The organism is Roseobacter sp. MED193 (assembly GCF_000152965.1).
Lineage (GTDB): Bacteria > Pseudomonadota > Alphaproteobacteria > Rhodobacterales > Rhodobacteraceae > Pseudophaeobacter.
Map to the genome: position 1 here is coordinate 214,976 of NZ_CH902583.1, position 21,022 is coordinate 235,997.

The 21,022-nt window shown below is 57.9% G+C and carries 17 protein-coding genes and 1 tRNA gene; 9 read left to right on the top strand and 9 right to left on the bottom strand.

The genetic code is table 11. The features are described 5' to 3' along the window. Positions 1-2: 2 nt before the first annotated feature. The 4 genes from trpC to MED193_RS03540 are packed head-to-tail and all read right to left on the bottom strand — an operon-like array spanning position 3 to position 3,127. Positions 3-815, bottom strand: a complete 813-nt coding sequence (gene trpC, locus MED193_RS03525; RefSeq protein WP_009808270.1) for an indole-3-glycerol phosphate synthase TrpC — start codon at positions 813-815, stop codon at positions 3-5. Between the two features lie 40 nt (positions 816-855). Continuing rightward, on the bottom strand, positions 856-1,527 hold the full coding sequence (locus MED193_RS03530; RefSeq protein ID WP_009808271.1) for a uracil-DNA glycosylase: 672 nt from the start codon (positions 1,525-1,527) through the stop codon (positions 856-858). After that, a complete protein-coding gene (gene trpD / locus MED193_RS03535) occupies positions 1,524-2,549 on the bottom strand; it encodes an anthranilate phosphoribosyltransferase (RefSeq protein ID WP_009808272.1) in 1,026 nt (341 codons plus the stop codon). Before trpD ends, MED193_RS03530 begins: the two co-directional genes overlap by 4 nt. After that, the gene (locus MED193_RS03540) at positions 2,546-3,127 is read right to left on the bottom strand and encodes an aminodeoxychorismate/anthranilate synthase component II (protein ID WP_009808273.1); all 582 of its coding nucleotides are present in this window, start codon (positions 3,125-3,127) and stop codon (positions 2,546-2,548) included. Before MED193_RS03540 ends, trpD begins: the two co-directional genes overlap by 4 nt. Before the next feature lie 225 nt (positions 3,128-3,352). Between MED193_RS03540 and MED193_RS03545 the strand changes: the two genes are divergently transcribed. Further along, positions 3,353-5,074, top strand: a complete 1,722-nt coding sequence (locus MED193_RS03545; protein ID WP_254655430.1) for a divergent polysaccharide deacteylase family protein — start codon at positions 3,353-3,355, stop codon at positions 5,072-5,074. A gap of 149 nt (positions 5,075-5,223) precedes the next feature. Here MED193_RS03545 and trpE read toward each other — a convergent pair whose 3' ends face one another. From trpE to fabI, 5 genes are all read right to left on the bottom strand, one after another. Then, a complete protein-coding gene (trpE, locus tag MED193_RS03550; protein WP_009808275.1) occupies positions 5,224-6,735 on the bottom strand; it encodes an anthranilate synthase component I in 1,512 nt (503 codons plus the stop codon). A gap of 14 nt (positions 6,736-6,749) precedes the next feature. Continuing rightward, on the bottom strand, positions 6,750-8,594 hold the full coding sequence (locus MED193_RS03555) for a peptidylprolyl isomerase (RefSeq protein ID WP_009808276.1): 1,845 nt from the start codon (positions 8,592-8,594) through the stop codon (positions 6,750-6,752). A gap of 219 nt (positions 8,595-8,813) precedes the next feature. Then, a complete protein-coding gene (locus MED193_RS03560; RefSeq protein ID WP_009808277.1) occupies positions 8,814-9,989 on the bottom strand; it encodes an aminotransferase in 1,176 nt (391 codons plus the stop codon). A gap of 163 nt (positions 9,990-10,152) precedes the next feature. Next, a complete protein-coding gene (gene gpt, locus MED193_RS03565) occupies positions 10,153-10,671 on the bottom strand; it encodes a xanthine phosphoribosyltransferase (RefSeq protein ID WP_009808278.1) in 519 nt (172 codons plus the stop codon). Between the two features lie 91 nt (positions 10,672-10,762). Further along, positions 10,763-11,566, bottom strand: coding sequence for an enoyl-ACP reductase FabI (gene fabI / locus MED193_RS03570; protein ID WP_009808279.1), 804 nt, complete (start codon positions 11,564-11,566; stop codon positions 10,763-10,765). A gap of 160 nt (positions 11,567-11,726) precedes the next feature. Between fabI and pdxH the strand changes: the two genes are divergently transcribed. The 8 genes from pdxH to MED193_RS03610 all read left to right on the top strand — a co-directional run bounded on the left by pdxH (position 11,727) and on the right by MED193_RS03610 (position 20,941). Next, on the top strand, positions 11,727-12,332 hold the full coding sequence (gene pdxH, locus MED193_RS03575) for a pyridoxamine 5'-phosphate oxidase (RefSeq protein WP_009808280.1): 606 nt from the start codon (positions 11,727-11,729) through the stop codon (positions 12,330-12,332). 120 nt (positions 12,333-12,452) lie between these two features. Further along, the gene (locus tag MED193_RS03580; protein ID WP_009808281.1) at positions 12,453-12,995 is read left to right on the top strand and encodes a cold-shock protein; all 543 of its coding nucleotides are present in this window, start codon (positions 12,453-12,455) and stop codon (positions 12,993-12,995) included. A 46-nt stretch (positions 12,996-13,041) separates the two neighbouring features. Beyond that, positions 13,042-13,488: a DUF192 domain-containing protein gene (locus MED193_RS03585; protein ID WP_050757619.1), complete on the top strand. Its 447-nt coding sequence runs from the start codon at positions 13,042-13,044 to the stop codon at positions 13,486-13,488. A gap of 44 nt (positions 13,489-13,532) precedes the next feature. After that, positions 13,533-13,609: transfer RNA gene (locus MED193_RS03590), tRNA-Pro, on the top strand. A gap of 487 nt (positions 13,610-14,096) precedes the next feature. Then, complete coding sequence (locus MED193_RS03595) at positions 14,097-14,525, top strand: transposase (protein ID WP_009808284.1); 429 nt, start codon at positions 14,097-14,099, stop codon at positions 14,523-14,525. Then, positions 14,522-14,875: an IS66 family insertion sequence element accessory protein TnpB gene (gene tnpB, locus MED193_RS03600; protein ID WP_009808285.1), complete on the top strand. Its 354-nt coding sequence runs from the start codon at positions 14,522-14,524 to the stop codon at positions 14,873-14,875. The genes MED193_RS03595 and tnpB overlap by 4 nt, the downstream gene beginning before the upstream one ends. Before the next feature lie 64 nt (positions 14,876-14,939). Next, the gene (locus MED193_RS03605; protein ID WP_009808286.1) at positions 14,940-16,592 is read left to right on the top strand and encodes an IS66-like element ISRosp4 family transposase; all 1,653 of its coding nucleotides are present in this window, start codon (positions 14,940-14,942) and stop codon (positions 16,590-16,592) included. Positions 16,593-17,293: 701 nt separating this feature from the next. After that, positions 17,294-20,941, top strand: coding sequence for a vitamin B12-dependent ribonucleotide reductase (locus MED193_RS03610; RefSeq protein WP_009808287.1), 3,648 nt, complete (start codon positions 17,294-17,296; stop codon positions 20,939-20,941). The last annotated feature ends 81 nt before the right edge of the window (positions 20,942-21,022 follow it).

Genomic DNA, 21,022 nt, shown 5'->3' on the forward strand with positions numbered 1-21,022 from the left:
GTTCAAAGTGCTCCGGGGATCAGCGGGTTTGCCAGCAGGTTGCGGGTGGCCTGGGCCACATCTTCCTGGCGCATAAGAGACTCCCCAATCAGGAAAGTCCTGGCACCAAAACGGGCCATATCCGCCAGATCCTGCGGTGTGGACAGGCCGCTCTCACAGACGATGCTGCGCCCGGCGGGCACCAGTCGCGACAAATGGCGCGTGGTGTCCAAGGTGGTCTCAAAGGTCTTGAGGTTGCGGTTGTTGATCCCCATCAGCGGCGATTTAAGCAGGCTGGCGCGCTCTAGTTCCGCTTCGTCATGGACCTCCAGCAGCACATCCATGCCCCAGTCCAATGCACAGTCTTCCAGCTCCGCCGCCTGGGCGTCACTAACCGAGGCCAAAATGATCAGGATACAATCAGCTCCCAGGGCGCGGGCCTCGGCAACCTGATAGGTATCATACATAAAATCTTTGCGCAGGGCAGGCAATGAACAGGCAGCACGGGCTTCGACCAGAAAAGACTTTGCCCCCTGAAAACTGGGCGTATCGGTCAAAACCGAGAGGCATGCGGCGCCCCCTTGCTCATAGGCCTGGGCGAGGGCAGCTGGGTCAAAATCTTCACGGATCAACCCTTTGGAGGGGCTGGCCTTTTTGATCTCCGCAATCAACCCATAGCCGTCGCGGGCAGCGGAGGAGAGGGCTGCGGCAAAGCCGCGCGGAGCAGATGCATCGCGGGCCTCGGCTTCGACCTCAGAGAGTGGTTTGGCGGCTTTGTCAGCGGCGATTTCTTCCAGCTTGTAGGCCTTGATCCTGTCCAGAACATTTTCAGCCATATAACAGCCTCCTGTCGTCGTGTTGTATCATTGTTTGACCCTATGCCGTCCAATCGATCGCTTTTGACCCACGCTGGTTTAGCCATTGGTTGATCTTAGAAAACACCCCTGAGCCAAAAAAGCCACGGTGGGCCGAGAGTGGCGAAGGGTGGGCCGTCTTTAGGATAAGGTGATCGCCCGGATGGACATATTTTTCAAGCCTCTGCGCCTGTTTTCCCCAGAATACGTAGACGGTTGGGGCCTGCGATGTCCGAGCGATCACCTGTTGGATCAGCCTCTCCCAGCCTAGATCTTTGTGACCATTGGCTTCTCCGGAGGGAACTGACAGCGCGGTATTGAGCAGCAATACCCCTTGGCGCGCCCAGTTTTTCAAATCTCCCGTTGTCGGGTGGGCGCCAATATCAGCCTGTAGCTCTTTGTAAATGTTAGAGAGAGATCGTGGTAAGGGGCTAATATCGGAGGCCACTGAAAAGGCCAATCCATTTGCATGACCCGGCGTTGGGTAGGGGTCCTGGCCCAGAATAACAACGCGGGTCCTGTCCAACGGAGTGAGCTCAAGTGCCGCAAATCGAAGTGCCTCGGGCGGCAAAATTGCGCGTGGATCTGCCTCCAGACGGGCCTTTATCCCAGGCCAATCCTGAGAAAAAAACGTCAGATCGGCCCAGTCCCCAAGTGAGGATGGCAGGCCGCCCGCCTCTATTGAAGAGGTCATGCGGTTGTGGCCGTGGTGATCTTTGCCAGGCTCTCGAGCTTTTTCCTTGCGGCACCGGAATCAATGCTTTCGCGCGCCTTTTCCACGCCTTCAGTCAAAGAACCTGCCGCATTTGCCACCACAAGAGCCGAAGCCGCGTTCAACAAAACAGCATCGCGGTAGGCGCCTTTTTCCCCGTTCAACAGGGCACGAAAGGCCGCGGCATTGTCTTCGGGGCTGCCGCCGACAATGGCCTCAAACGGGTGTACTGGCAGGCCCGCTTCTTCGGGGTGCAATTCAAAATCGCGGACGGTTCCGTCTTCTTCTAGGGCTGAAACCCAGCTGATGCCGGTGATTGTGAGCTCGTCTGTGCCATCTGAGCCATGCACCAACCAGGCGCGCTCGGACCCCAGCTGGCCGAGTGTCTCTGCCATGGGACGGATCAGATCCCGTGCGAAGGCGCCGGTGAGTTGCCGTTTGACACCGGCAGGATTTGTCAGTGGCCCCAAGATGTTAAAGATCGTTCTTGTCCCCAGCTCCTGGCGTGTTGGCATCACATGTGCCACCGCCGGATGGTGCATCGGGGCCATCATGAAGGCGATGCCGCAGTGCTCTAACGCCGCTTCGACAACCTTTGGTGGCACCATGACATTGATGCCCATCTGGGCCTGGACATCGGCGGTCCCGGAGCGAGAGGACAGGTTGCGGTTGCCATGTTTAGCCACGACGACGCCTGCACCTGCTGTGACAAAAGCGGTGGCAGTAGAGATATTCAAGGTGTTCTTGCCATCACCACCCGTGCCGACAATATCCATAGCACCGGCAGGCGCTTTGACCGGGTTGCATTTTGCACGCATCACCGAGGCCGCGGCGGCATATTCATCGACGGTTTCGCCGCGCGTGCGCAGGGCCATCAGGATGCCGCCAATCTGGCTGGGCGTGGCTTCACCTTCAAACAGCAGCGTAAAGGCCTGCATCGCCTCCTCTCGGCTCAATGGGCGATCGGCAGCGGCTCCAATCAAGGGTTTGATCAGGTCGCTCATGCTGTCACCTTCATGTCATCAAGAAAATTTTTGAGCAGGGCATGGCCGTGCTCAGAGGCAATGGATTCGGGATGGAATTGCACGCCGTGTATTGGCAGCTCTTTGTGTTGCAACCCCATAATGGTGCCATCTTCTAGCTCGGCTGTAATTTCCAAGCAGCTTGGCAGGGTTTCGCGCTCCACCACCAAGGAGTGGTAACGGGTGGCTTCAAACGGGCTCGGCAATCCGGCGAACAGCCCCTTATTCTTATGGTGCATCAGTCCCATTTTGCCATGTACGATTTCATGGCATCGCACCACATTGCCCCCAAAGGCTTCGCCGATTGTCTGGTGGCCCAGGCAGACACCCAGAAGGGGTGTCTTTGTTTCTGCGGCAGCCTGTGTCAGCGCGAGGCAGATTCCGGCCTGTTCGGGCGCTTTGGGGCCGGGCGATAGCAGGATGCCCGCAGGGTTTAGCGCCATGGCGTCCTGCACCGTGAGGGCATCGTTCCGATGGACTTCCATTTCGGCACCCAACTCGCCGAGATAGTGCACTAGGTTGTAGGTAAAGGAGTCGTAGTTGTCGATTAGCAGCAGCATCTTGGCGGGCTCTTTTATGGGTGGCGGGCCTGGGGGGCGCCGCAGTATAGTGGTTTTGGTATACTTGTTCAGGCTTGTGCGGCAGCGTCAAGAGCAGGACGTTCTTTTGGCGCTTGGCCTCGCCTGACAGGGGACCAAGCCAGTGGGATTGTAGGATGCGCAAGCATTGCTATCCGACTGAAGCTTTGACGATAAACCAGCCCGGTGACAGGGTGGAAACAGGTGATGAGAGGCAGGACTGCGATGAAAGGGTTTCTCGGAGGCGTGAGCATCGGGGCATTGGTGGCTGTAGGCGGGGCAGCGATGTGGTCGCTTTCTACGCCTTTGCCTGCCCGGGTGCAGGTGGAGAGCACACTGCCTGAACAGTCGGATCAGCCTGGTGCAGTCAACACCGTGCCACCAGAGGCCAATGAGCGGCGCGATGCCGATTTGGTGGAGGCGGTGCCCAGCGCGCCCGCGACCTTTGTTGACGAAGATACCAGCCCCATTGCGGTGCTGGACACAGATCCCGGTGCAAGACCTGTCGTGGCAACGGCTGAGGGCGCAGGAGGAGGCGATGTGGCGCCGGGCCTTCCTGTCGCGGCCCTACCGCAGAGCCCGAGCGCGGTTCCGGGGGAGCCAGGTGGGGGGGATGCGCCGGATGTGCCCGGTGCAGATCAAACACCCGTTGTGTCCACCGAGACCGCAGAACTGCCTGCGCCGCAACGGGCTACAGAATCAGACCCTGAACAGACTACGAGCGCTCAACAGACTGCGGGCCTTGGGCAGCCCGTTGCGCCCGCTGATACAGGCATTGAAGCCCGCCTGGTGGCACAGGGAGCGGAGGACGAAAACAGCGGGGACGAATCTGCGGCCGCGCCAGCGGAGACCATGCCTTCGACTGAGGGGCAGACCGTATCTCCCGTGGTTCCGGATCTGTCGGGGCCTCAGATCGGTGCCGCTCCGACGGCCACGGTGCGCCCCAGTATTGCGGTCATGCCTGTCGCCACACCAAACGCCGCTCGCGCAGATACACAGGCTGAGGCAGAGACTGACGCGGAAGAGACCGCCAGCGCAGTCGGCGCGGAACCGGAACAGGAGGCTACCTTGGCTGAGCGCCAATCGGTGCTTTCGCCCTCCGATCAGGATCAAACCGAGGCAGATCAACAGGAAACCACGGGCTCTCGATTGGCTTCCCGTGTTGTGCCGTTGACGGAACGCAGCAGAACCCCCACCCTGATTGGGAATAATGCCGAGCCTGCAGTTGAGGCGACATCGCCACAGGGCACTCCCTTTGAGATCAATGCTGAGGAATTTACCGCGCCTGAGGGGCGTCCTTTGATGTCGATCGTATTGATCGATGACGCGGTTGCTATTGGCGCCGAGGCGCTAGAGAGCTTCCCCTATCCGCTGACATTTGCGATCTCGCCGCAGGATCCAAATGCCGCTGAGAAAACCCAAGCACGCCGCGCAGCCGGGTTTGAAGTCTTGATGCTGGCGGATCTGCCACGTGAAGCCTCACCACAGGATGCAGAGACCGCGATGGCGGTTTGGATCCAGCAAATGCCGCAGGCGGTTGGAATCCTTGAGGGGGTGCAGACTGGTTTTCAGGGCAACCGTGCGCTGGCGGACCAGATGGTGGCGGTTATGCAGGCTTCGGGCTTTGGCATGGTGACCCAGAACAATGGGTTGAACACGGTGCAAAAATTGGCGCTGCGCGACGGTATTCCCTCGGGCGTGGTGTTTCGTGACTTTGACGGTGCCGGGCAAAACCCACGTGCCATTCGCCGCTTTTTGGACCAGGCCGCCTTTCGCGCTCGCCAAGAGGGCGCTGTGATCATGTTGGGCCGATTGCGCCCCGATACGATCTCTGCACTGTTGCTATGGGGATTGCAGGATCGGGCGAGCCAGGTGGGGCTTGCGCCGATATCTGCGGGTCTAAGGGCTAACCTCACATCCACGCAATGATTGCAGGCATCAAAGCGCGGCTTGACGCCTGAGGTCAGCGGTCAGAGTGTTCGGGCCGTACCACACTGAAAAAAAAGGGCCTCCAGTTGGGGGCCCTTTGCAATTATGTCCTGTTGAGCTGAATGCGCTCAAGGTGAGCTTGCAGAAATCTAGGCGTTGCCCCGGCCAACAAACCGGGCTGCATCTGCGGCAGCCCGGCGGATGGCGTTGGATTTATGGACGGTTTCCATATATTCTGCCTCTGGGTCGCTGTCATAGACAACACCGCCGCCCGCCTGCACATAGAGCGTCTGGTCTTTGACGATGGCGGTGCGCAGAGCGATGCACATATCCATGTCGCCCCCCGCTGAAAAATAGCCAACGCCGCCGCCATAAACGCCACGCTTTTCTGGTTCCAGTTCATCAATGATTTCCATCGCCCGCACCTTTGGCGCGCCGGAAACGGTTCCAGCGGGCATGCCAGCAAAGAAGGCATCCAATGCGTCTTTGTCCTCATGCAACTCACCAACCACGTTGGAAACGATATGCATCACATGGCTATAGCGTTCAATAATGAACTGTTCTGTCGGCTTGACCGTGCCAATCTTGGCAACGCGCCCGGTGTCATTGCGGCCCAGATCCAACAGCATAAGATGCTCCGCCAATTCCTTCTTGTCGGCCAGCAGCTCCAACTCATTGGCTTTGTCCTCCTGAGGCGTTGCCCCACGGGGGCGGGTGCCGGCAATGGGGCGGATTGTGACCTCTTTGCCAAAGACACGCACCAGGATTTCGGGGCTGGCGCCGATGACTTGAAAGCCGCCAAAGTTGAAATAAAACATGAAGGGCGAAGGATTGGTGCGCCGCAGTGAGCGATAGAGCGAAAAAGGCGGCAGCGGAAATTCTTGGCTCCAACGCTGAGCTGGAACCACCTGAAAGATATCACCGGCCCGGATGTAATCCTTGGCTTTTTCTACGGCTTCCATGTAGCCGGATTTGGTGAAGTTAGAAACCGGCGGAGCGATTTCGTGGGCGTCCCCTAGATCACGGGTTTCCGAGGGCATGGCCCGTTCCAGATCGCGCACCGCATCCATCACCCGCTCCGCCGCCTGGGCGTAGGCGGCGCGGGCGGTTTGGCCCTCTCTCACCCAGGCGGGCGAGACTACGGTGACTTCGCCTTTGACCCCGTCCAAAACGGCGATCACTGAGGGGCGCATCATCACGGCATCGGGTAGGCCAAGCGGGTCAGGGTTTACATCCGGCAGGTACTCAACATGGCGCACCATGTCATAGCCCAGATAGCCAAACAGACCGGCTGCTGCCTGTGGCATGTCTTCGGGCAGGTCGATTTTGCTTTCTGCTAGCAGGGCGCGCAGATTGTCCAGCGGATTACCTGCCTGTTCTTCAAAAGCCTCTGGATCAAACCGGGCTGAGCGGTTGAGTGAAGAAGCCTCCCCATGGCTGCGCCAGACCAGATCAGGCTTCATGCCGATGATGGAGTAGCGTCCGCGCACCTCACCACCGGTTACGGATTCCAGCATAAAGGCGTCCTTCTGAGCGCCTGTGAGCTTCAGCATCAAAGAGACGGGCGTGTCCAGGTCCGCAGCAAGCCGCGTAAAGACAACCTGGTTTTCACCGCTCTCATAAGCAGAGGCGAAGCTCGCAAAGTCTGGGGTCAAAGCCATCGGGCAGGTCTCGCTTATTGGGAATAGTTGGTCAGAACAGCATTCAAAGCCTGCTGATCCACACGCGGCGCAGCGCGGAGCTGTGCATCGGAGATAAAGGCCGTGAACAGGGCCTCAGAAACGGCCTGGTCCAATTGGGTACTCAGAGCCTTTGCCAAGAGCTGCATTTCTTCATTTTCCTCGGCTGCAAGCACCGCATCCAGGCGTACGACAACAGTGCCTGCTTCGCCTTTGATCACCTTTAGATCGCCGGGTTCCATGCTAAAGATCTGGTTCATCATATCCGCCGGAGTGTTATCCAGATAGGCCGTGCGGGTGAGACCGGTTTCCTGCTGTACCTGGCTACCTTCGGGGAAATCCCCTGTCTGTGTGACGGTTGCGAGCAGGGCCTCTGCTTCGGCCTGCAGCGCGGTTGCAACACGGTCCGCCTCCCAGGCTGCCAGAACCTTAGCCTTTGCATCTTCAAAGGCTTCGGGACGTTCAGGCAAAATTTCATCAAGGCGAAGCGCAAACAGGCTGCCATCCCCTAGGAATTCTGCGGTGGGGAAATCTTCCACGGTGACCAAACTGGCGGCGGTGCGGAAGCCTTCATAGGCGGTGATGCCCTCGCCAGTTTCGCCGCTCCAGCCCAGGCTGGCGACTTCCATATCGCTCTCATTGGCCAGATCCTCCAGCGTAGCGCCCCCCGCCAGCAGGTCATTGATCTCTTCGGCCTGCTGTTCGATCAGACGGCGGGCACGATCCGCTGCCAGCTCATCGCGCAGCTCTGGCTCAGCCTGCTCAAATGTGGTGTGGCGGGCCTCAAGCTGACCATTGACCCGATAGAGGGCAGGGCCAAGATCCGAGGGCAGGGGTCCAACAATTGTACCGACCTCGGCAGCAAACACAGCCTCTGCGGCATCACCCAGGAAGGACTGTGTCACATCGCCCAGATCAATGTCTTGAAGCGCAAGACCGCGCCCTTCTACCAGCGCTTCAAAGGTTGTTCCGGCCACATCTAGCTGGGCTTTGGCGTCCGCGGCGCTGGTGTCGTCAGCAAAGACCAGGCGCTCAACCAGGCGGCGCTCGGCAATTTGGTACTGTTCGCTGCGGTCGGAATAGAGCGTGCGCAGGGCTTCTTCGTCTACTTCGACAGTGTCCAAAATCATATCAGGGCTGAGGCGCGCATAGGTGATGCGTTTGGTTTCAGGCAGGGTGAAGTCATCAGCATTTGCCTCGTAAAACGCCATGAGCACAGCGTCCTCTGGCACCACCTGGATCAGAGAAATTTGATCCGGGCTAAAAGGCACGTAAGAGAAGCTGCGGCGGGCACCGATATAGCTGGTCAGGGTCTTGGTCAGGGTGTCAGGCATCTTGGCCCCCACCACGATGGCGCCCTGGACCAAAGTCCGCGCAGATTCACGGCGCAGATCGGCCTCAAAATCGCTTTCGTTCAAGTTGGCGTTTTGCAGAGCAAAGCTATAGGTCTGTCTGTCGAAATTTCCGCTGGGATCCTGAAATGCAGGGATCTCGGCCAACTCCTGACGCAGGTTGTCATCACCGACGGAAATGCCGAGATTTTTGACTTCGTTGTCAATAGCGGCGATCGAGATGAGGCGCCCTAGAACCGCTTGGTCTAGGCCAAAGGCGGCCATTTGCGAGAGGCTCAAGGCCTGACCACCCTGCGCTTGCAGCGCCCGTTGTTCGCGCTGCATTTCGCGCAGGTATTCGTCAACGGTGACTTCTTCCTCACCAACCAGAGCGACGGCAGACATAGAGCTGCTGAAGTTCACGGCGCCAAAGCCGGCAAGACCCACGATCAGCAAGCCCATAAGGATCCAAACAAAGGTATTGGATAGTTTTTTTATGCCTGTGGCCATGCTGTCCTCGTTGTTTTCGGTTCACGGGAGGCATCGCGAGTTTCCGACCCTGCGACCACCGCCTGAAATGAATTCGTTCCTTGCATACGCTGCCACCCGAGAGGGAGCAAGATCTTGCGGTCTCTCAAGAGCTTGATTGCCCCGCTTTAACGGGGATCTAAGGGGCAGCGTTGAGCAAACATCTCCATATTTGCGGGTGTCGGGCTCTATGCCCGGGATTTAGGGGGCGAAACGGCTCAAGCGGGAAAACAGCTCTGCAATCCCCGCTGCATCGACATTGGCAAAGGCAATGCGGAACTGACGCTCTGCAATTTCGCTGCCTTCTGGCATAAACATCGTGCCAGGCAACATCAAAATGGAGGCATCAGTGACCAGCTGTTTGGCAATCTCTTCGGCCGTTTTTTCAAAGGGATGTTCGACATAGGCGAAATAGGCGCCGCAGCCCAGCAGCCGCCAACCCTTGGCAGCAAGTTTGGGGAAACCATCAATGATGGCCTGTTTACGCGCCAGGATTTCGTCGCGTTCCCCGGCAAGCCAGTTTTGAAGATTGTGAATTCCCCATTGGGCCCCGATCTGGCCAAGTTGCGAAGGGCAGATGGTCACAGTGTCCAGGAATTTCTCCATTTCGAACAGCCGTTGTGGCGCAGCGGCAATGGCTCCAACCCTGTGGCCCGTCAACCGATAGGCCTTGGAAAACGAATAGAGGTGGATCAGGGTTTGGCTCCAGTTTGGATCCTGAAACAGAGTATGCGGCGGGCCAGAGCGGCTGTCAAAATCGCGGTAGGTCTCATCCACAATCAGGGTCAGCCCCTGGGATCTTGCCAGATCAAAAAAGGCGCGCAGCAGGCCATCGGGATATTCAACGCCGGTGGGGTTGTTCGGTGTGACCAAAACAATGGCTTTGGTCCGTGGTGAGATCAGCGCCTTGGCCGCTTCAAGATCGGGCAGCATATTTTCGCCAACCTGCAGGGGGCAGGCTTTGACACCGCTGAGATCCAGCCACATTTTATGGTTGAAGTACCACGGCACAGGAATGATCACCTCATCGCCCTCGCCGCAAAGCGCCGCAATGGTGGCTGCGAAGGCCTGGTTGCAGCCCGAGGTGATCCCAATCTGATCGGCCGAGATCGCTGCGGCATAATGGCTGGACATCTGCCCCGAGAGCGCCGAGCGAAGCCCGTCGCGCCCCAGAACCGCGCCATAGAGATGGGCGTCATCCTGATTGAGCGCGGCCTCTGCCAGAGCTTGGCGCAGGCCGAGTGGGGGCGGATCAGCGGGGGCGGCCTGGCTTACATTCAGCAGGGGGAGATCTTCGGTGAACGAAACCCCTTCGACCCAGCGGCGCGATTCGACGATTGGGGAAAGAAAGGTTGCCTCTGTGCGTGACTTGCTCATGCCCGCTCCTGTTCACGAAATTAAACTGCTCGGAAATTGGTAGGGACTTGTGGGCGCGAAGGCAATCGCTCTGTCCGGGGCAAAGCGCATTGGCCGGCCCGCAAACGAAAAACGCGCCCAGTGAGGGCGCGTTTCAAAACCTGTTCGAGGGCTCAGGTTTGGCTTAGTCGGTACCGCGATAGGGTTCGACATATTGCAGGGCCATATCCCAGGGGAAAAAGATCCAGGTGTCTTGGCTGACGCCGGTGATGAAGGTATCAACCATGGGTTCGCCCTTGGGCTTGGCATAGACGGTGGCACAATGGGCTTTAGGGTACATTTTCCGTACCAGTTCCAGCGTTTTACCCGAGTCAACAAGGTCATCAATGATCAGGATACCTTCGCCGTCGCCCATCAGTTCGGCATCCGGGCTCTTGAGAACCTGGGCTTCGCGTTGCTGATCCTGGGCGCCGCCGCCAGAGTGGTAGGATTTAACGGAGATTGTGTCCACCGTGCGAATATCCAGCTCGCGGCTGACAATCATGGCTGGTGCCATGCCGCCCCGAGTGATCGCGACGACGGCGCGCCAGGCCCCATCGTTCGGCCCCTGTCCGTCAAGTCGCCAAGCCAGGGCACGGCTGTCTCGATGGATCTGGTCCCAGCTGATATGAAAGCCTTTTTCATGCGGCAGGCGGTCTGTCATTTCTATGGCTCCGGCGATGGCTGTGTCAGGGGGGTAATTCCCGCTGATGGAGGAGAAATCCGGACCAGAGCTTGCGCTCTGGCCTGTGTTACTACTTGGCGATATCTGGGGCGTCGACGGCCTTCATGCCGACCACATGATAACCGGCATCCACGTGCAGGTTCTCGCCGGTTACGCCCGAGCTGAGGTCCGACAACAGGTAGAGCGCCGATTTGCCCACATCATCGGTGGTCACATTGCGCCGCAGCGGCGAGTTATATTCGTTCCACTTCATAATGTAGCGGAAATCGCCAATGCCAGAGGCGGCCAGGGTTTTGATTGGACCGGCTGAAATCGCGTTGACGCGAATACCGTCCTTGCCCAGATCTTCGGCAAGGTATTTCACTGAGGCTTCAAGCGCAGCCTTGGCGACCCCCATGACATTATAATGTGGCATGACCTGCTCAGCACCATAATAGGTGAGGGTCAGCATCGAGCCACCTTCGGGCATCATCTTTTCCGCGCGTTTTGCAATGGCGGTAAAGGAGTAGACCGAGATATCCATGGTCATCTGGAAATTGCCGCGGCTGGTATCCACATAGCGCCCGCGCAGTTCGTTCTTGTCAGAAAAGCCAATGGCATGAACCACGAAGTCCAGCTTACCCCATTTTTCTTCCAATGCGGCAAACAGCTCATCCATGGAGGTTTCGTCAGAGACATCGCAGGGCAGTACGATATCGCTCCCCAGTTGTTCGGCCAGTGGGATGACGCGTTTTTTCAGAGCGTCGCCCTGATAGGAGAATGCCAGCTCGGCACCGGCATCGGCACAGGCCTTTGCGATTCCCCAGGCAATCGATTTGTCATTGGCCAGGCCCATGATCAGACCGCGCTTGCCGGTCATCAGTTGATTAGACATTCAGGTTCTCCGCCTGTGATCCGTGAAGTTAAAGACGTTTAATATGCCGGGGCCTGTGCTTCAAGGGGCGACCTTGATTGTTCGCATAAGTGTTCCGCACAGGCCTTGCCGTTCCCAAAGGCACTGATACTGTGCCGGTGAAATCAGACAGGAGGCTCCGATGAGTGAACGTTCAGGACTCTTTGCGGGCGATGACCCCTTTGAAATTGCCCGCGCTTGGCTGGCTGAAGCGGAAAAAACAGAAATCAACGATCCCAATGCGATTGCGCTGGCGACGGTTGATTCCAACGGTCTGCCCAATTCACGAATGGTCTTGCTTAAAGACATCGAGGATGACGCCTTTGTATTCTATACCAACTATGAAAGCACCAAGGCACAGGAGTTGGAGCAGGCCGGGAAGGCCTCCTTTGTAATGCACTGGAAATCCCTGCGGCGGCAAATCCGCGTGCGCGGCACCGTCAGTCGCGAAGAGGGGCCAAAGGCGGATGAGTATTATGCCTCGCGGTCTCTCAAAAGCCGTCTTGGTGCCTGGGCCTCAAAACAGTCTCAGCCGCTCGACAGTCGCGCCAGTCTGATGGCGGAGGTGGCAAAGGTCACCGCCACCAAGGGGCCGAATCCCCCCAGGCCGCCATTTTGGGGTGGATATCGGATCACACCTGTCGAAATTGAGTTCTGGGCGGACGGTGCATTTCGCTTACACGACCGTTTTAGTTGGGTACGGGGCGAAAAACAGGACAATTGGTCGGTTTCGCGCCTCAATCCTTAAGCACTTTGCGAGGGAAATAGTACTTTCCTAACAAATGGGAGGGTTTTTTGCTTGAAATCATGCAGCGAAATCGCGCATCACGTCATTACTAAAATGAAAAAGACGCAGTGGATGAGATAAGTGGCAGAAGATCTGAGCAGCCTGCAGCAAATCCAAGGCCTTGTTAAATGGTTTGATCCCACCAAGGGATTTGGTTTTGTTGTGTCCGATCTGGGCGGCCCTGATATTTTGTTGCACGTGAATGTACTCCGTAACTTTGGACAAAGTTCTGTTGCGGACGGAACGCGCATCGAAATCGTGACCCATCGCACCGACAGAGGTGTGCAGGCGGTAGAAGTCCTGGCAATTCACCCCCCAGAGCGGGAGGAGACGCCAGTGCTAAGTGATTTTGCTGACTTTGACCTCACGGATTTGCAATCCAAACCTTTGGTGGCCGCACGGGTTAAGTGGTTCAACAAGGGTAAGGGATTTGGTTTTGCCAATATCTTTGGCCGCAGCGAAGATGTTTTCCTGCATGTTGAAGTGCTTCGCCAATCTGGATTGGCTGATCTTCAGCCTGGCGAGGCGCTGGCCCCGCGGGTGATCGACGGAAAGCGCGGTCAAATGGCCGCCGAAGTTCAAGCCTGGGAAGCTGCCCTGCTTGATAGCGATCAGGAAAGCTGATCCGGTGCCGCGGTTGAGATCCTTTCTCGCCGCCTCTGCCTTGGCCATGTTTTTTGGCCTCGGCTTTTCGACCCCCTCCCTCGCAGCGGACTGTCGGTCTGACAGGGTAGATCTGCGCGGTAGCTGGGGGCAGGTCTCCTTTACTGTTGAAATTGCGGATGATGAAAAGGAACGGGCCCAAGGGTTGATGTTCCGTGACAGCATGGCGCGTGGCGCGGGCATGCTTTTTGTCTATCCCAAACCGCAACGTGCGGCCTTCTGGATGAAGAACACCCTCATACCGCTCGATATTATTTTCTTAGATCAGACGGGCCGGGTCATAGCGATTCAGGCCGATGCGATTCCTGGGGATCTGACGCCGCTGCCAGGCGGGGATAACGTCTTTGCGGTACTCGAAATTAACGGCGGTTTGAGCGCTCAATACGGGATTTCGATCGGGTCCGAGATGCGCCACAAAGTTTTTTCAAAAACTGCACCAATTTGGCCCTGTTAGGGGTTTTCAAATCAATTCACTGGCGTTAGGAACAGCGCACGGTTCGGGGCGTGGCGCAGTCTGGTAGCGCACCTGTTTTGGGTACAGGGGGTCGTGAGTTCGAATCTCGCCGCCCCGACCACTTTCAAGGAAAACCCTTTAGTTTCCTTGATCTCTCGCGAGAGGCCAGGTTTCCTAGCCTCCCGCCAGAGGGAAAATTTACTCTCAATCTCCCATTTTGAATTCGACCAAATGACGCGTGACTTGGTGTCTGACGTGCCGAAACCTGCGGTGTTTGCGCCGGGGCGCGCGTCGGTCCAGCGGTTTGGGTTTTGGCGATACAGTTTCACAGTCTTTTTGGCGGTGGTGCTATCTGAGAAAACCCTCTCAACTTTTGGGCGCTCGAACTGATTGGGGGGGGCTCTGCATCCGCCCTGTGCTGCCCTACGTTCTATGATCCGCAGAATCACTCAGAATGTAGCGAAGAGTTTGTTGGGGGCCTTGCCGGATCTCTCGTTAAGACTTTCTTAAGAGACGTACGCGCCGTCTGCGTCCCATTGATTGCTGTGGTTCCAGTGGGCTGATCTAGCGGCGATGTTTCTATTCTGAGCAGTCAGAAGGAGACGACGATGGCAGATGGGGGCGACGGTTTTGATGGGTGCGTCGAGGTTGTGCAGCGGACGCGTGGATACCGGCGCTGGCCGGACGAGGTGAAAGGCCGGATCGTGGCCGAAAGCCTTCAGCCTGGCGTGCGGGTGGTAGATGTCGCGCGGCGGCATGGCCTTGCGGCGCATCAGCTTTCGGATTGGCGGCGTCAGGCGCGGCTGGGCGAACTGGTTTTGCCTGCGGACGCTATGACCGGGGCGGCGTCTGACGCTCTGCCCGCCTTTGTGCCGATTTCGGTGGGGTCAGATGAGGTCGGGCGGTCAGCGGATACCGGTCGGCACAGCGGTGTCATCACGATCGAGATCGGCAACGCGTTCGTGCTGCAGGTGCCGGGCGATGTTCCGGTGGACCGGGCTGCGGCGGTGGCGTGCGCCCTGCGAGGTTCGGCATGATCGTCGCGGGCCAGCGGCTGCCGATCCTGATCGCGACGAAGCCGGTCGACTTCAGGTGCGGCCACAACGCTCTGGCGCTGATCGTACAGACCGAGCTGAAGCTTGATCCGCATTCCGGGGTGACGGTGGTGTTCCGCTCGAAGCGCGGGGACAGGTTGAAGATCCTGGTCTGGGACGGAACCGGGATGGTGCTGATCTACAAGATCCTGGAGCAGGGCAGCTTTGCCTGGCCGAAGGTGCAGGACGGTACGATGCGTCTGTCGCGGGCGCAGGCGGAAGCCCTGTTCGAAGGGCTCGATTGGCGGCGGGTGGTGGCGCAAAGGGTCGTGCCGCCAGCTGCGGCGGGATGACTCATCAGGCATATATTGGCCATGTTTTATTGGGATTTTAAGCCTGGATCGGGTAGAAAGGCGCATGTCACAATCGCTCGATCTCAGCCAGTTCCCAGACCTGCCGCCCGAGGTAGTAAAGGCCTTTGCGGCCGTTGAATTCGAGCTTTCGGTTGAACGTGCGGCGCGCCAACACGAACAGGCGGTGGCGGCCGAGAAGGAGGCCTTCATCGCCGAGCTGAAGGACCTGATCGCAAAGCTGGAAGGTCAGGTTCAGGATTACCGGCGCACGAAGTTCGGGCCGAAATCGGAGAAGCTGGACCCAGCGCAGCTGGAGCTGGCGCTGGAGGATCAGGAAACAGCCATCGCCGAGACGCAGGCGCAGATCGCCGCTCTCGAGGACAGGATGGCAGCAAGTGAGCGTGATCCCGAGAAGCGCAAGTCGCGCGCCCCCCGCAAGGCACGGGCCTTGCCGGACAGCCTGCCGAGGGTCGAACGCGTGGTTGAACCCGACAGCATCCTATGCCCCTGCGGCTGTGGCGACATGGTCCGGATCGGTGAAGACCGCACTGAGCGGCTGGATTACATCCCCGCACGCTACCAGGTGGTCGTGACGATCCGGCCCCGCTACGCTTGCCCAAAGGGGCGCACCGGCGTGGTGCAGGCCAAGGCACCCGCCCATCTTCTCGAAGGAAGCTGGCCCACCGAGGCGCTGCTGGCCCAGGTCGCCGTGTCCAAGCATTCCGAGCACATGCCACTGAACCGGCAGGCCGTGGTGATGGCCCGGCACGGCGTGCCGATCGACCGCTCGGTACTGGCCGACTGGATGGGCCGGACGGGCGCGCTGATCGCCCCGGTCGTCGATCACATGGCCAAGCAGCTGCTGACTGGGAGCACCCGGCTTTATGTTGATGAGACCACCGCCCCGGTGTTGGACCCGGGGCGCGGCAAGACAAAGACGGGATATCTCTGGGCGGTGCTGCGCGATGATCGTGGTTGGAACGGCCCTGCACCGCCCGGCGTGGTGTTCCACTACCGGCCCGGCCGGAAGGGCGAGTATGCCGCTGAAATCCTCACCGGCTTCAACGGCACGATCCAGGTTGATGCCTATGGTGCCTATACCCACCTGGCCACGCCGAAACGCCCAGGCGGCGATCCGTTGCGCCTGGCCTTCTGCTGGGCCCATGGGCGGCGCAAACTGATCAAGGCCGCGCCCAAGAAGGGATCACCCATCGTGGACGCGGCGCTGCTGCGCATCGCGGCGCTCTACAAGGTCGAGGATGCCATCCGCGGGTCAGACCCGGATCATCGCCGGGCTGTCCGGCAGGACCTGTCTCGCCCGCTGGTCGATGAGTTCTTCACCTGGCTGGCGGCCCAGGCCGCGCGCGTGTCGCGCAAATCAGACCTCGGCGAGGCAATGGCCTACATGCTGAAACGTCAGGACGGCTTCCGGCTGTTCCTGGACGACGGCCGCGTCGACATCGACTCCAACCTCGTCGAAAATGCCATCCGCAGCCCGGCCATGAACCGCCGCAACGCGCTCTTCGCCGGCCATGACGAGGGTGGACGCAACTGGGCCCGCTTTGCCAGTCTGATCGGCACCTGCAAGATGAACGGCGTCGAACCCTATGCCTATCTGCGTGATCTGTTCACCAAGCTCGCCAACGGGCATCTCGACAAAGACATCGACGCGTTGATGCCGTGGGCTTACGCCGCGGTCCCCGTCCCCTCACAATGAGCTCATCCGGGAATCCCCACTGAGCTCATTCTGAGCGCTCACAAAGGCGAAAACGTCAATCGAGAGCGCTGGTCATCCCACACGCAAGCGAAATCCCAATGGGACGTGGACGTCGCATACTAAGAGACTGACGCGAAAGGGCTTCAAATTGTTGCCAAACTTTTAATCCAAATAAATTGGCAACACAGGTGAACAAATCCTGTGCCATGTCATTTTGTTGCTCTAGAAGGCCTGCCTGTTTTTTCAGCGCATCGGGTCTACCCTCAGGGGGGGATTTCAACTTGGTTGGGCAAGTCTTTGCTGTTACCCGAATTTTCGGCTCCGGCCATTCGGTAACTGAAACGGGTCAAATCGGCGTTCATGTGGGTGAATCACTCAGATCCAAGATCCCCGAATCCCCCAGAATTTCGTCAACAGAAAAGATGGTTCAAAATTGGTAAAATATCTGTTGACCCTCTTGGGCTGAATACGCCAAATTGTGGAAGCCTGGAGCAGGGCCACAATATCTAGTTGGATATTGCAGCTTTGTGACAAGACGAAAACACAAGTTACATCCATGAAAACGACCGGCGAAGGTCACTCGAATTGCATGTCCACCAAAGAGACGTGCCGGTTTTCTCGTGCTTTCAAAATGGCAGGGAGCTGCACCAAGTGTAGCGCAACAGAAGGCAACGAGATAGTAATCTCCTAAGGGGCAGAGCATGAAGATCGAGCGCAAATTCACCACCGCAGGGCAGGACGCCTATGCTAATCTGGATTTTATTTCGGCGACGTCGGAAATCCGGAATCCAGATGGAACCATCGTATTCCGCCAGGAAAACATCGAGGTGCCTTCCAGCTGGAGTCAGGTCGCCAGTGATGTGATCGCTCAAAAGTATTTTCGCAAAGCCGGGGTTCCTGAGAACCTGAAGAAGGTCAAAGAAGAGGGGGTGCCAGAATTCCTGTGGCGCTCGGTCCCTGCGGGTAAGAATGTTCCCACGGGCGGCGAAACCTCTTCAAAGCAGGTGTTCGATCGCTTGGCCGGTGCTTGGACCTATTGGGGCTGGAAAGGTGGCTACTTTTCCAATGAAGACGATGCCCGCGCCTATTTCGACGAAATGCGCCACATGCTCGCGACCCAGCGTGCCGCCCCCAACAGCCCACAATGGTTCAATACCGGTCTGCATTGGGCCTATGGCATCGATGGCCCTGCGCAGGGACACCATTATGTTGATTACAAAACCGGCAAGTTGACCAAATCCACCAGTTCGTACGAACATCCGCAGCCCCATGCCTGTTTTATCCAATCCGTGGCGGATGACCTGGTGAACGATGGCGGCATTATGGATCTCTGGGTCCGCGAGGCGCGCCTGTTTAAATACGGGTCCGGCACCGGTACAAACTTTAGCCATCTGCGCGGTGAGGGTGAAGCCCTGTCTGGTGGCGGTAAATCCTCTGGTCTGATGGGGTTCTTGAAGATCGGCGACCGGGCGGCTGGCGCGATCAAATCCGGTGGCACCACCCGCCGTGCGGCCAAGATGGTTATTGTTGACGCTGATCACCCTGATATCGAAGACTTTATCCAATGGAAGGTCATCGAAGAGCAGAAAGTTGCCGCCATTGTTGCGGGCTCAAAAATGCACGAAAAGATGCTGAATGGGATCTTTGAGGCAATCCGTTCCTGGGATGGTGTCGCCGCGGATGCCTATGAGCCTCAGGTTAACCCTGCGCTGAAGAAGGCTGTCCGTGAGGCCAAGAAAGTCGCGATCCCCGAGACCTATGTCAAACGGGTCTTGGACTATGCCAAACAGGGCTATGACAGCATTGAATTCCCCATTTACGATACGGATTGGGACTCTGAGGCCTATAGCTCCGTTTCGGGCCAGAACTCCAACAACTCGATCCGGGTCACCAATGCCTTCCTGCATGCGGTGAAAAAGGATGCCGACTGGCAGCTGATCAACCGGACCGATGGCAAGGTTGCCAAAACCGTCAAGGCGCGGGATCTGTGGGAGAAGGTGGGCCATGCCGCCTGGGCCTGTGCCGATCCTGGCATTCAGTTCCATGACACCGTAAATGAGTGGCATACCTGCCCCAATGACGGTGAAATCCGCGGTTCAAACCCATGTTCTGAATACATGTTCCTGGACGACACCGCCTGCAATCTGGCCTCATTGAACCTGCTGACCTTCTATAAGGATGGAAAGTTTCAGGCTGAGGACTACATGCATGCCTGCCGCCTGTGGACCGTGACGCTGGAAATCTCGGTCACCATGGCGCAGTTCCCTTCCAAGGAAATCGCGCAGCGGTCGTATGATTTTAGAACCCTGGGTCTTGGCTACGCCAATATCGGCGGGTTGCTGATGAATATGGGCTACGGCTATGACAGCGAAGAAGGACGGGCGCTTTGTGGCTCGCTCACTGCGCTGATGACCGGCGTTGCCTATGCCACCTCTGCCGAGATGGCCTCTGAGCTTGGGGCTTTTGCGGGCTATGCCAAAAACGCCGATGCCATGCTGAAAGTCATTCGCAACCACCGGACCGCAGCGATGGGGAAGGCCACAGGCTATGAGGGCCTGTCAGTTCCGCCAGTGCCGCTGGATATTGCGGGTTGCCCGGATGCGCGGCTTGCGGATCTCGCTATGGGGGCCTGGGATGAGGCATTAGAGCTGGGCGAAAAGCATGGCTACCGCAATGCGCAGACCACAGTGATAGCCCCCACTGGTACCATCGGCCTGGTGATGGATTGTGACACCACCGGCATCGAACCAGACTTTGCCCTGGTGAAGTTCAAAAAATTGGCCGGCGGTGGTTATTTCAAGATCATCAACCGCTCGGTCCCCGCAGCGCTCGAAGGGCTGGGCTATAGCTCCTCGCAGATCGAAGAGATTGTCTCTTATGCGGTGGGTCATGCCACTCTTGGCAATGCACCGGGTATCAACCATACCTCGCTGACTGGTCACGGCTTTGGCCCAAGTGAATTGTCCAAGATTGACAGTGCCTTGGAGTCCGCTTTTGATATTCGCTTTGTGTTCAACCAATGGACCTTGGGTGAGGATTTCTGCACCGGAGTGCTGGGTATCCCCGCGAAAAAGCTGAACGATCCCACCTTTGATCTGTTGCGCCACCTCGGTTTTTCCAAGGGTGATATCGACGCGGCCAACGATCACGTTTGTGGTACTATGACCCTGGAAGGGGCGCCTCATCTCAAAGAGGAGCACTACCAGATCTTTGATTGCGCCAACCCCTGCGGCAAAAAGGGCAAGCGCTACCTGGATGTTGAGAGCCATATTCGCATGATGGCAGCCGCACAGAGTTTCATCTCTGGCGCGATTTCCAAGACCATCAATATGCCCAACGATGCGGCAATCGAAGAGTGCCAAAAAGCCTATGAGCTGAGCTGGTCCTTGGGCGTCAAGGCAAATGCGTTGTACCGCGATGGTTCCAAGCTGAGCCAACCCCTGGCTGCGGCATTGGTTGAGGATGATGATGATGCGGCCGAGGTGCTTGAAACTGGCAATGTCCAAGAGAAAGCCGTTGTTCTCGCAGAAAAAATTGTTGAGAAGATTGTTGTCAAGGAGGTGGTGAAATCCCACCGCACCAAGATGCCTCATCGCCGCAAAGGCTATACCCAGAAAGCGGTTGTCGGCGGTCATAAAGTCTATCTGCGGACCGGCGAATATGAGAGCGGTACCCTGGGTGAGATCTTCATCGACATGCACAAAGAGGGGGCTGGCTTTCGGGCGATGATGAACAACTTTGCCATCGCGGTCTCGGTTGGTCTGCAATATGGCGTGCCGCTGGAAGAATTTGTGGATGCCTTCACTTTCACCAAGTTCGAACCCGCCGGCATGGTGCAAGGCAATGACTCGATCAAGAATGCCACGTCAGTATTGGACTATGTCTTCCGCGAGCTGGCGGTGAGTTACCTGGATCGCACCGACCTGGCTCATGTGAAACCACAGGGCCCAGCCTTTGACGATATCGGCCGTGGGGAGGAAGAAGGGGTTTCCAACCTGTCCGAGATCAGCGAAAGCGCGGCGACCCGTTCGCTGGAGGTTCTGAAACAGATCTCGTCCACCGGCTATCTGCGCAAGCGTTTGCCACAGGATCTAGTCGTGCTTCAGGGCGGGCAGACAGCTGAAACTGGCCTGCTGGGGGATGGAACTGCTGGGGACCCGGTCTCTGATTTGCAATCTTTGGTGCCAGAAACATCCATAGCGCCTGCTACCGGAATGGACGCGCGGACCAAGGCAAAAATGCAGGGCTATGAGGGTGAAGCCTGCGGTGAATGTGGCAATTACACTCTGGTTCGTAACGGGACCTGCATGAAGTGCAACACCTGCGGCAGTACCAGCGGCTGTTCGTGATCGCAGCAACTCTCAGACATTCGGGGCGGCTCTGTTGCGCAGAAAAGACTGCGCCGCTTTGAAACAGATATCGTAGCGGTG

Excerpts from the sequence above, each read along its gene's own strand:
- trpC (WP_009808270.1), bottom strand. The coding sequence starts at position 815 with ATGGCTGAAAATGTTCTGGACAGGATCAAGGCCTACAAGCTGGAAGAA.
- MED193_RS03530 (WP_009808271.1), bottom strand. The coding sequence starts at position 1,527 with ATGACCTCTTCAATAGAGGCGGGCGGCCTGCCATCCTCACTTGGGGAC.
- trpD (WP_009808272.1), bottom strand. The coding sequence starts at position 2,549 with ATGAGCGACCTGATCAAACCCTTGATTGGAGCCGCTGCCGATCGCCCA.
- MED193_RS03540 (WP_009808273.1), bottom strand. The coding sequence starts at position 3,127 with ATGCTGCTGCTAATCGACAACTACGACTCCTTTACCTACAACCTAGTG.
- MED193_RS03545 (WP_254655430.1), top strand. The coding sequence starts at position 3,353 with ATGAGAGGCAGGACTGCGATGAAAGGGTTTCTCGGAGGCGTGAGCATC.
- trpE (WP_009808275.1), bottom strand. The coding sequence starts at position 6,735 with ATGGCTTTGACCCCAGACTTTGCGAGCTTCGCCTCTGCTTATGAGAGC.
- MED193_RS03555 (WP_009808276.1), bottom strand. The coding sequence starts at position 8,594 with ATGGCCACAGGCATAAAAAAACTATCCAATACCTTTGTTTGGATCCTT.
- MED193_RS03560 (WP_009808277.1), bottom strand. The coding sequence starts at position 9,989 with ATGAGCAAGTCACGCACAGAGGCAACCTTTCTTTCCCCAATCGTCGAA.
- gpt (WP_009808278.1), bottom strand. The coding sequence starts at position 10,671 with ATGACAGACCGCCTGCCGCATGAAAAAGGCTTTCATATCAGCTGGGAC.
- fabI (WP_009808279.1), bottom strand. The coding sequence starts at position 11,566 with ATGTCTAATCAACTGATGACCGGCAAGCGCGGTCTGATCATGGGCCTG.
- pdxH (WP_009808280.1), top strand. The coding sequence starts at position 11,727 with ATGAGTGAACGTTCAGGACTCTTTGCGGGCGATGACCCCTTTGAAATT.
- MED193_RS03585 (WP_050757619.1), top strand. The coding sequence starts at position 13,042 with ATGTTTTTTGGCCTCGGCTTTTCGACCCCCTCCCTCGCAGCGGACTGT.
- MED193_RS03595 (WP_009808284.1), top strand. The coding sequence starts at position 14,097 with ATGGCAGATGGGGGCGACGGTTTTGATGGGTGCGTCGAGGTTGTGCAG.
- tnpB (WP_009808285.1), top strand. The coding sequence starts at position 14,522 with ATGATCGTCGCGGGCCAGCGGCTGCCGATCCTGATCGCGACGAAGCCG.
- MED193_RS03605 (WP_009808286.1), top strand. The coding sequence starts at position 14,940 with ATGTCACAATCGCTCGATCTCAGCCAGTTCCCAGACCTGCCGCCCGAG.
- MED193_RS03610 (WP_009808287.1), top strand. The coding sequence starts at position 17,294 with ATGAAGATCGAGCGCAAATTCACCACCGCAGGGCAGGACGCCTATGCT.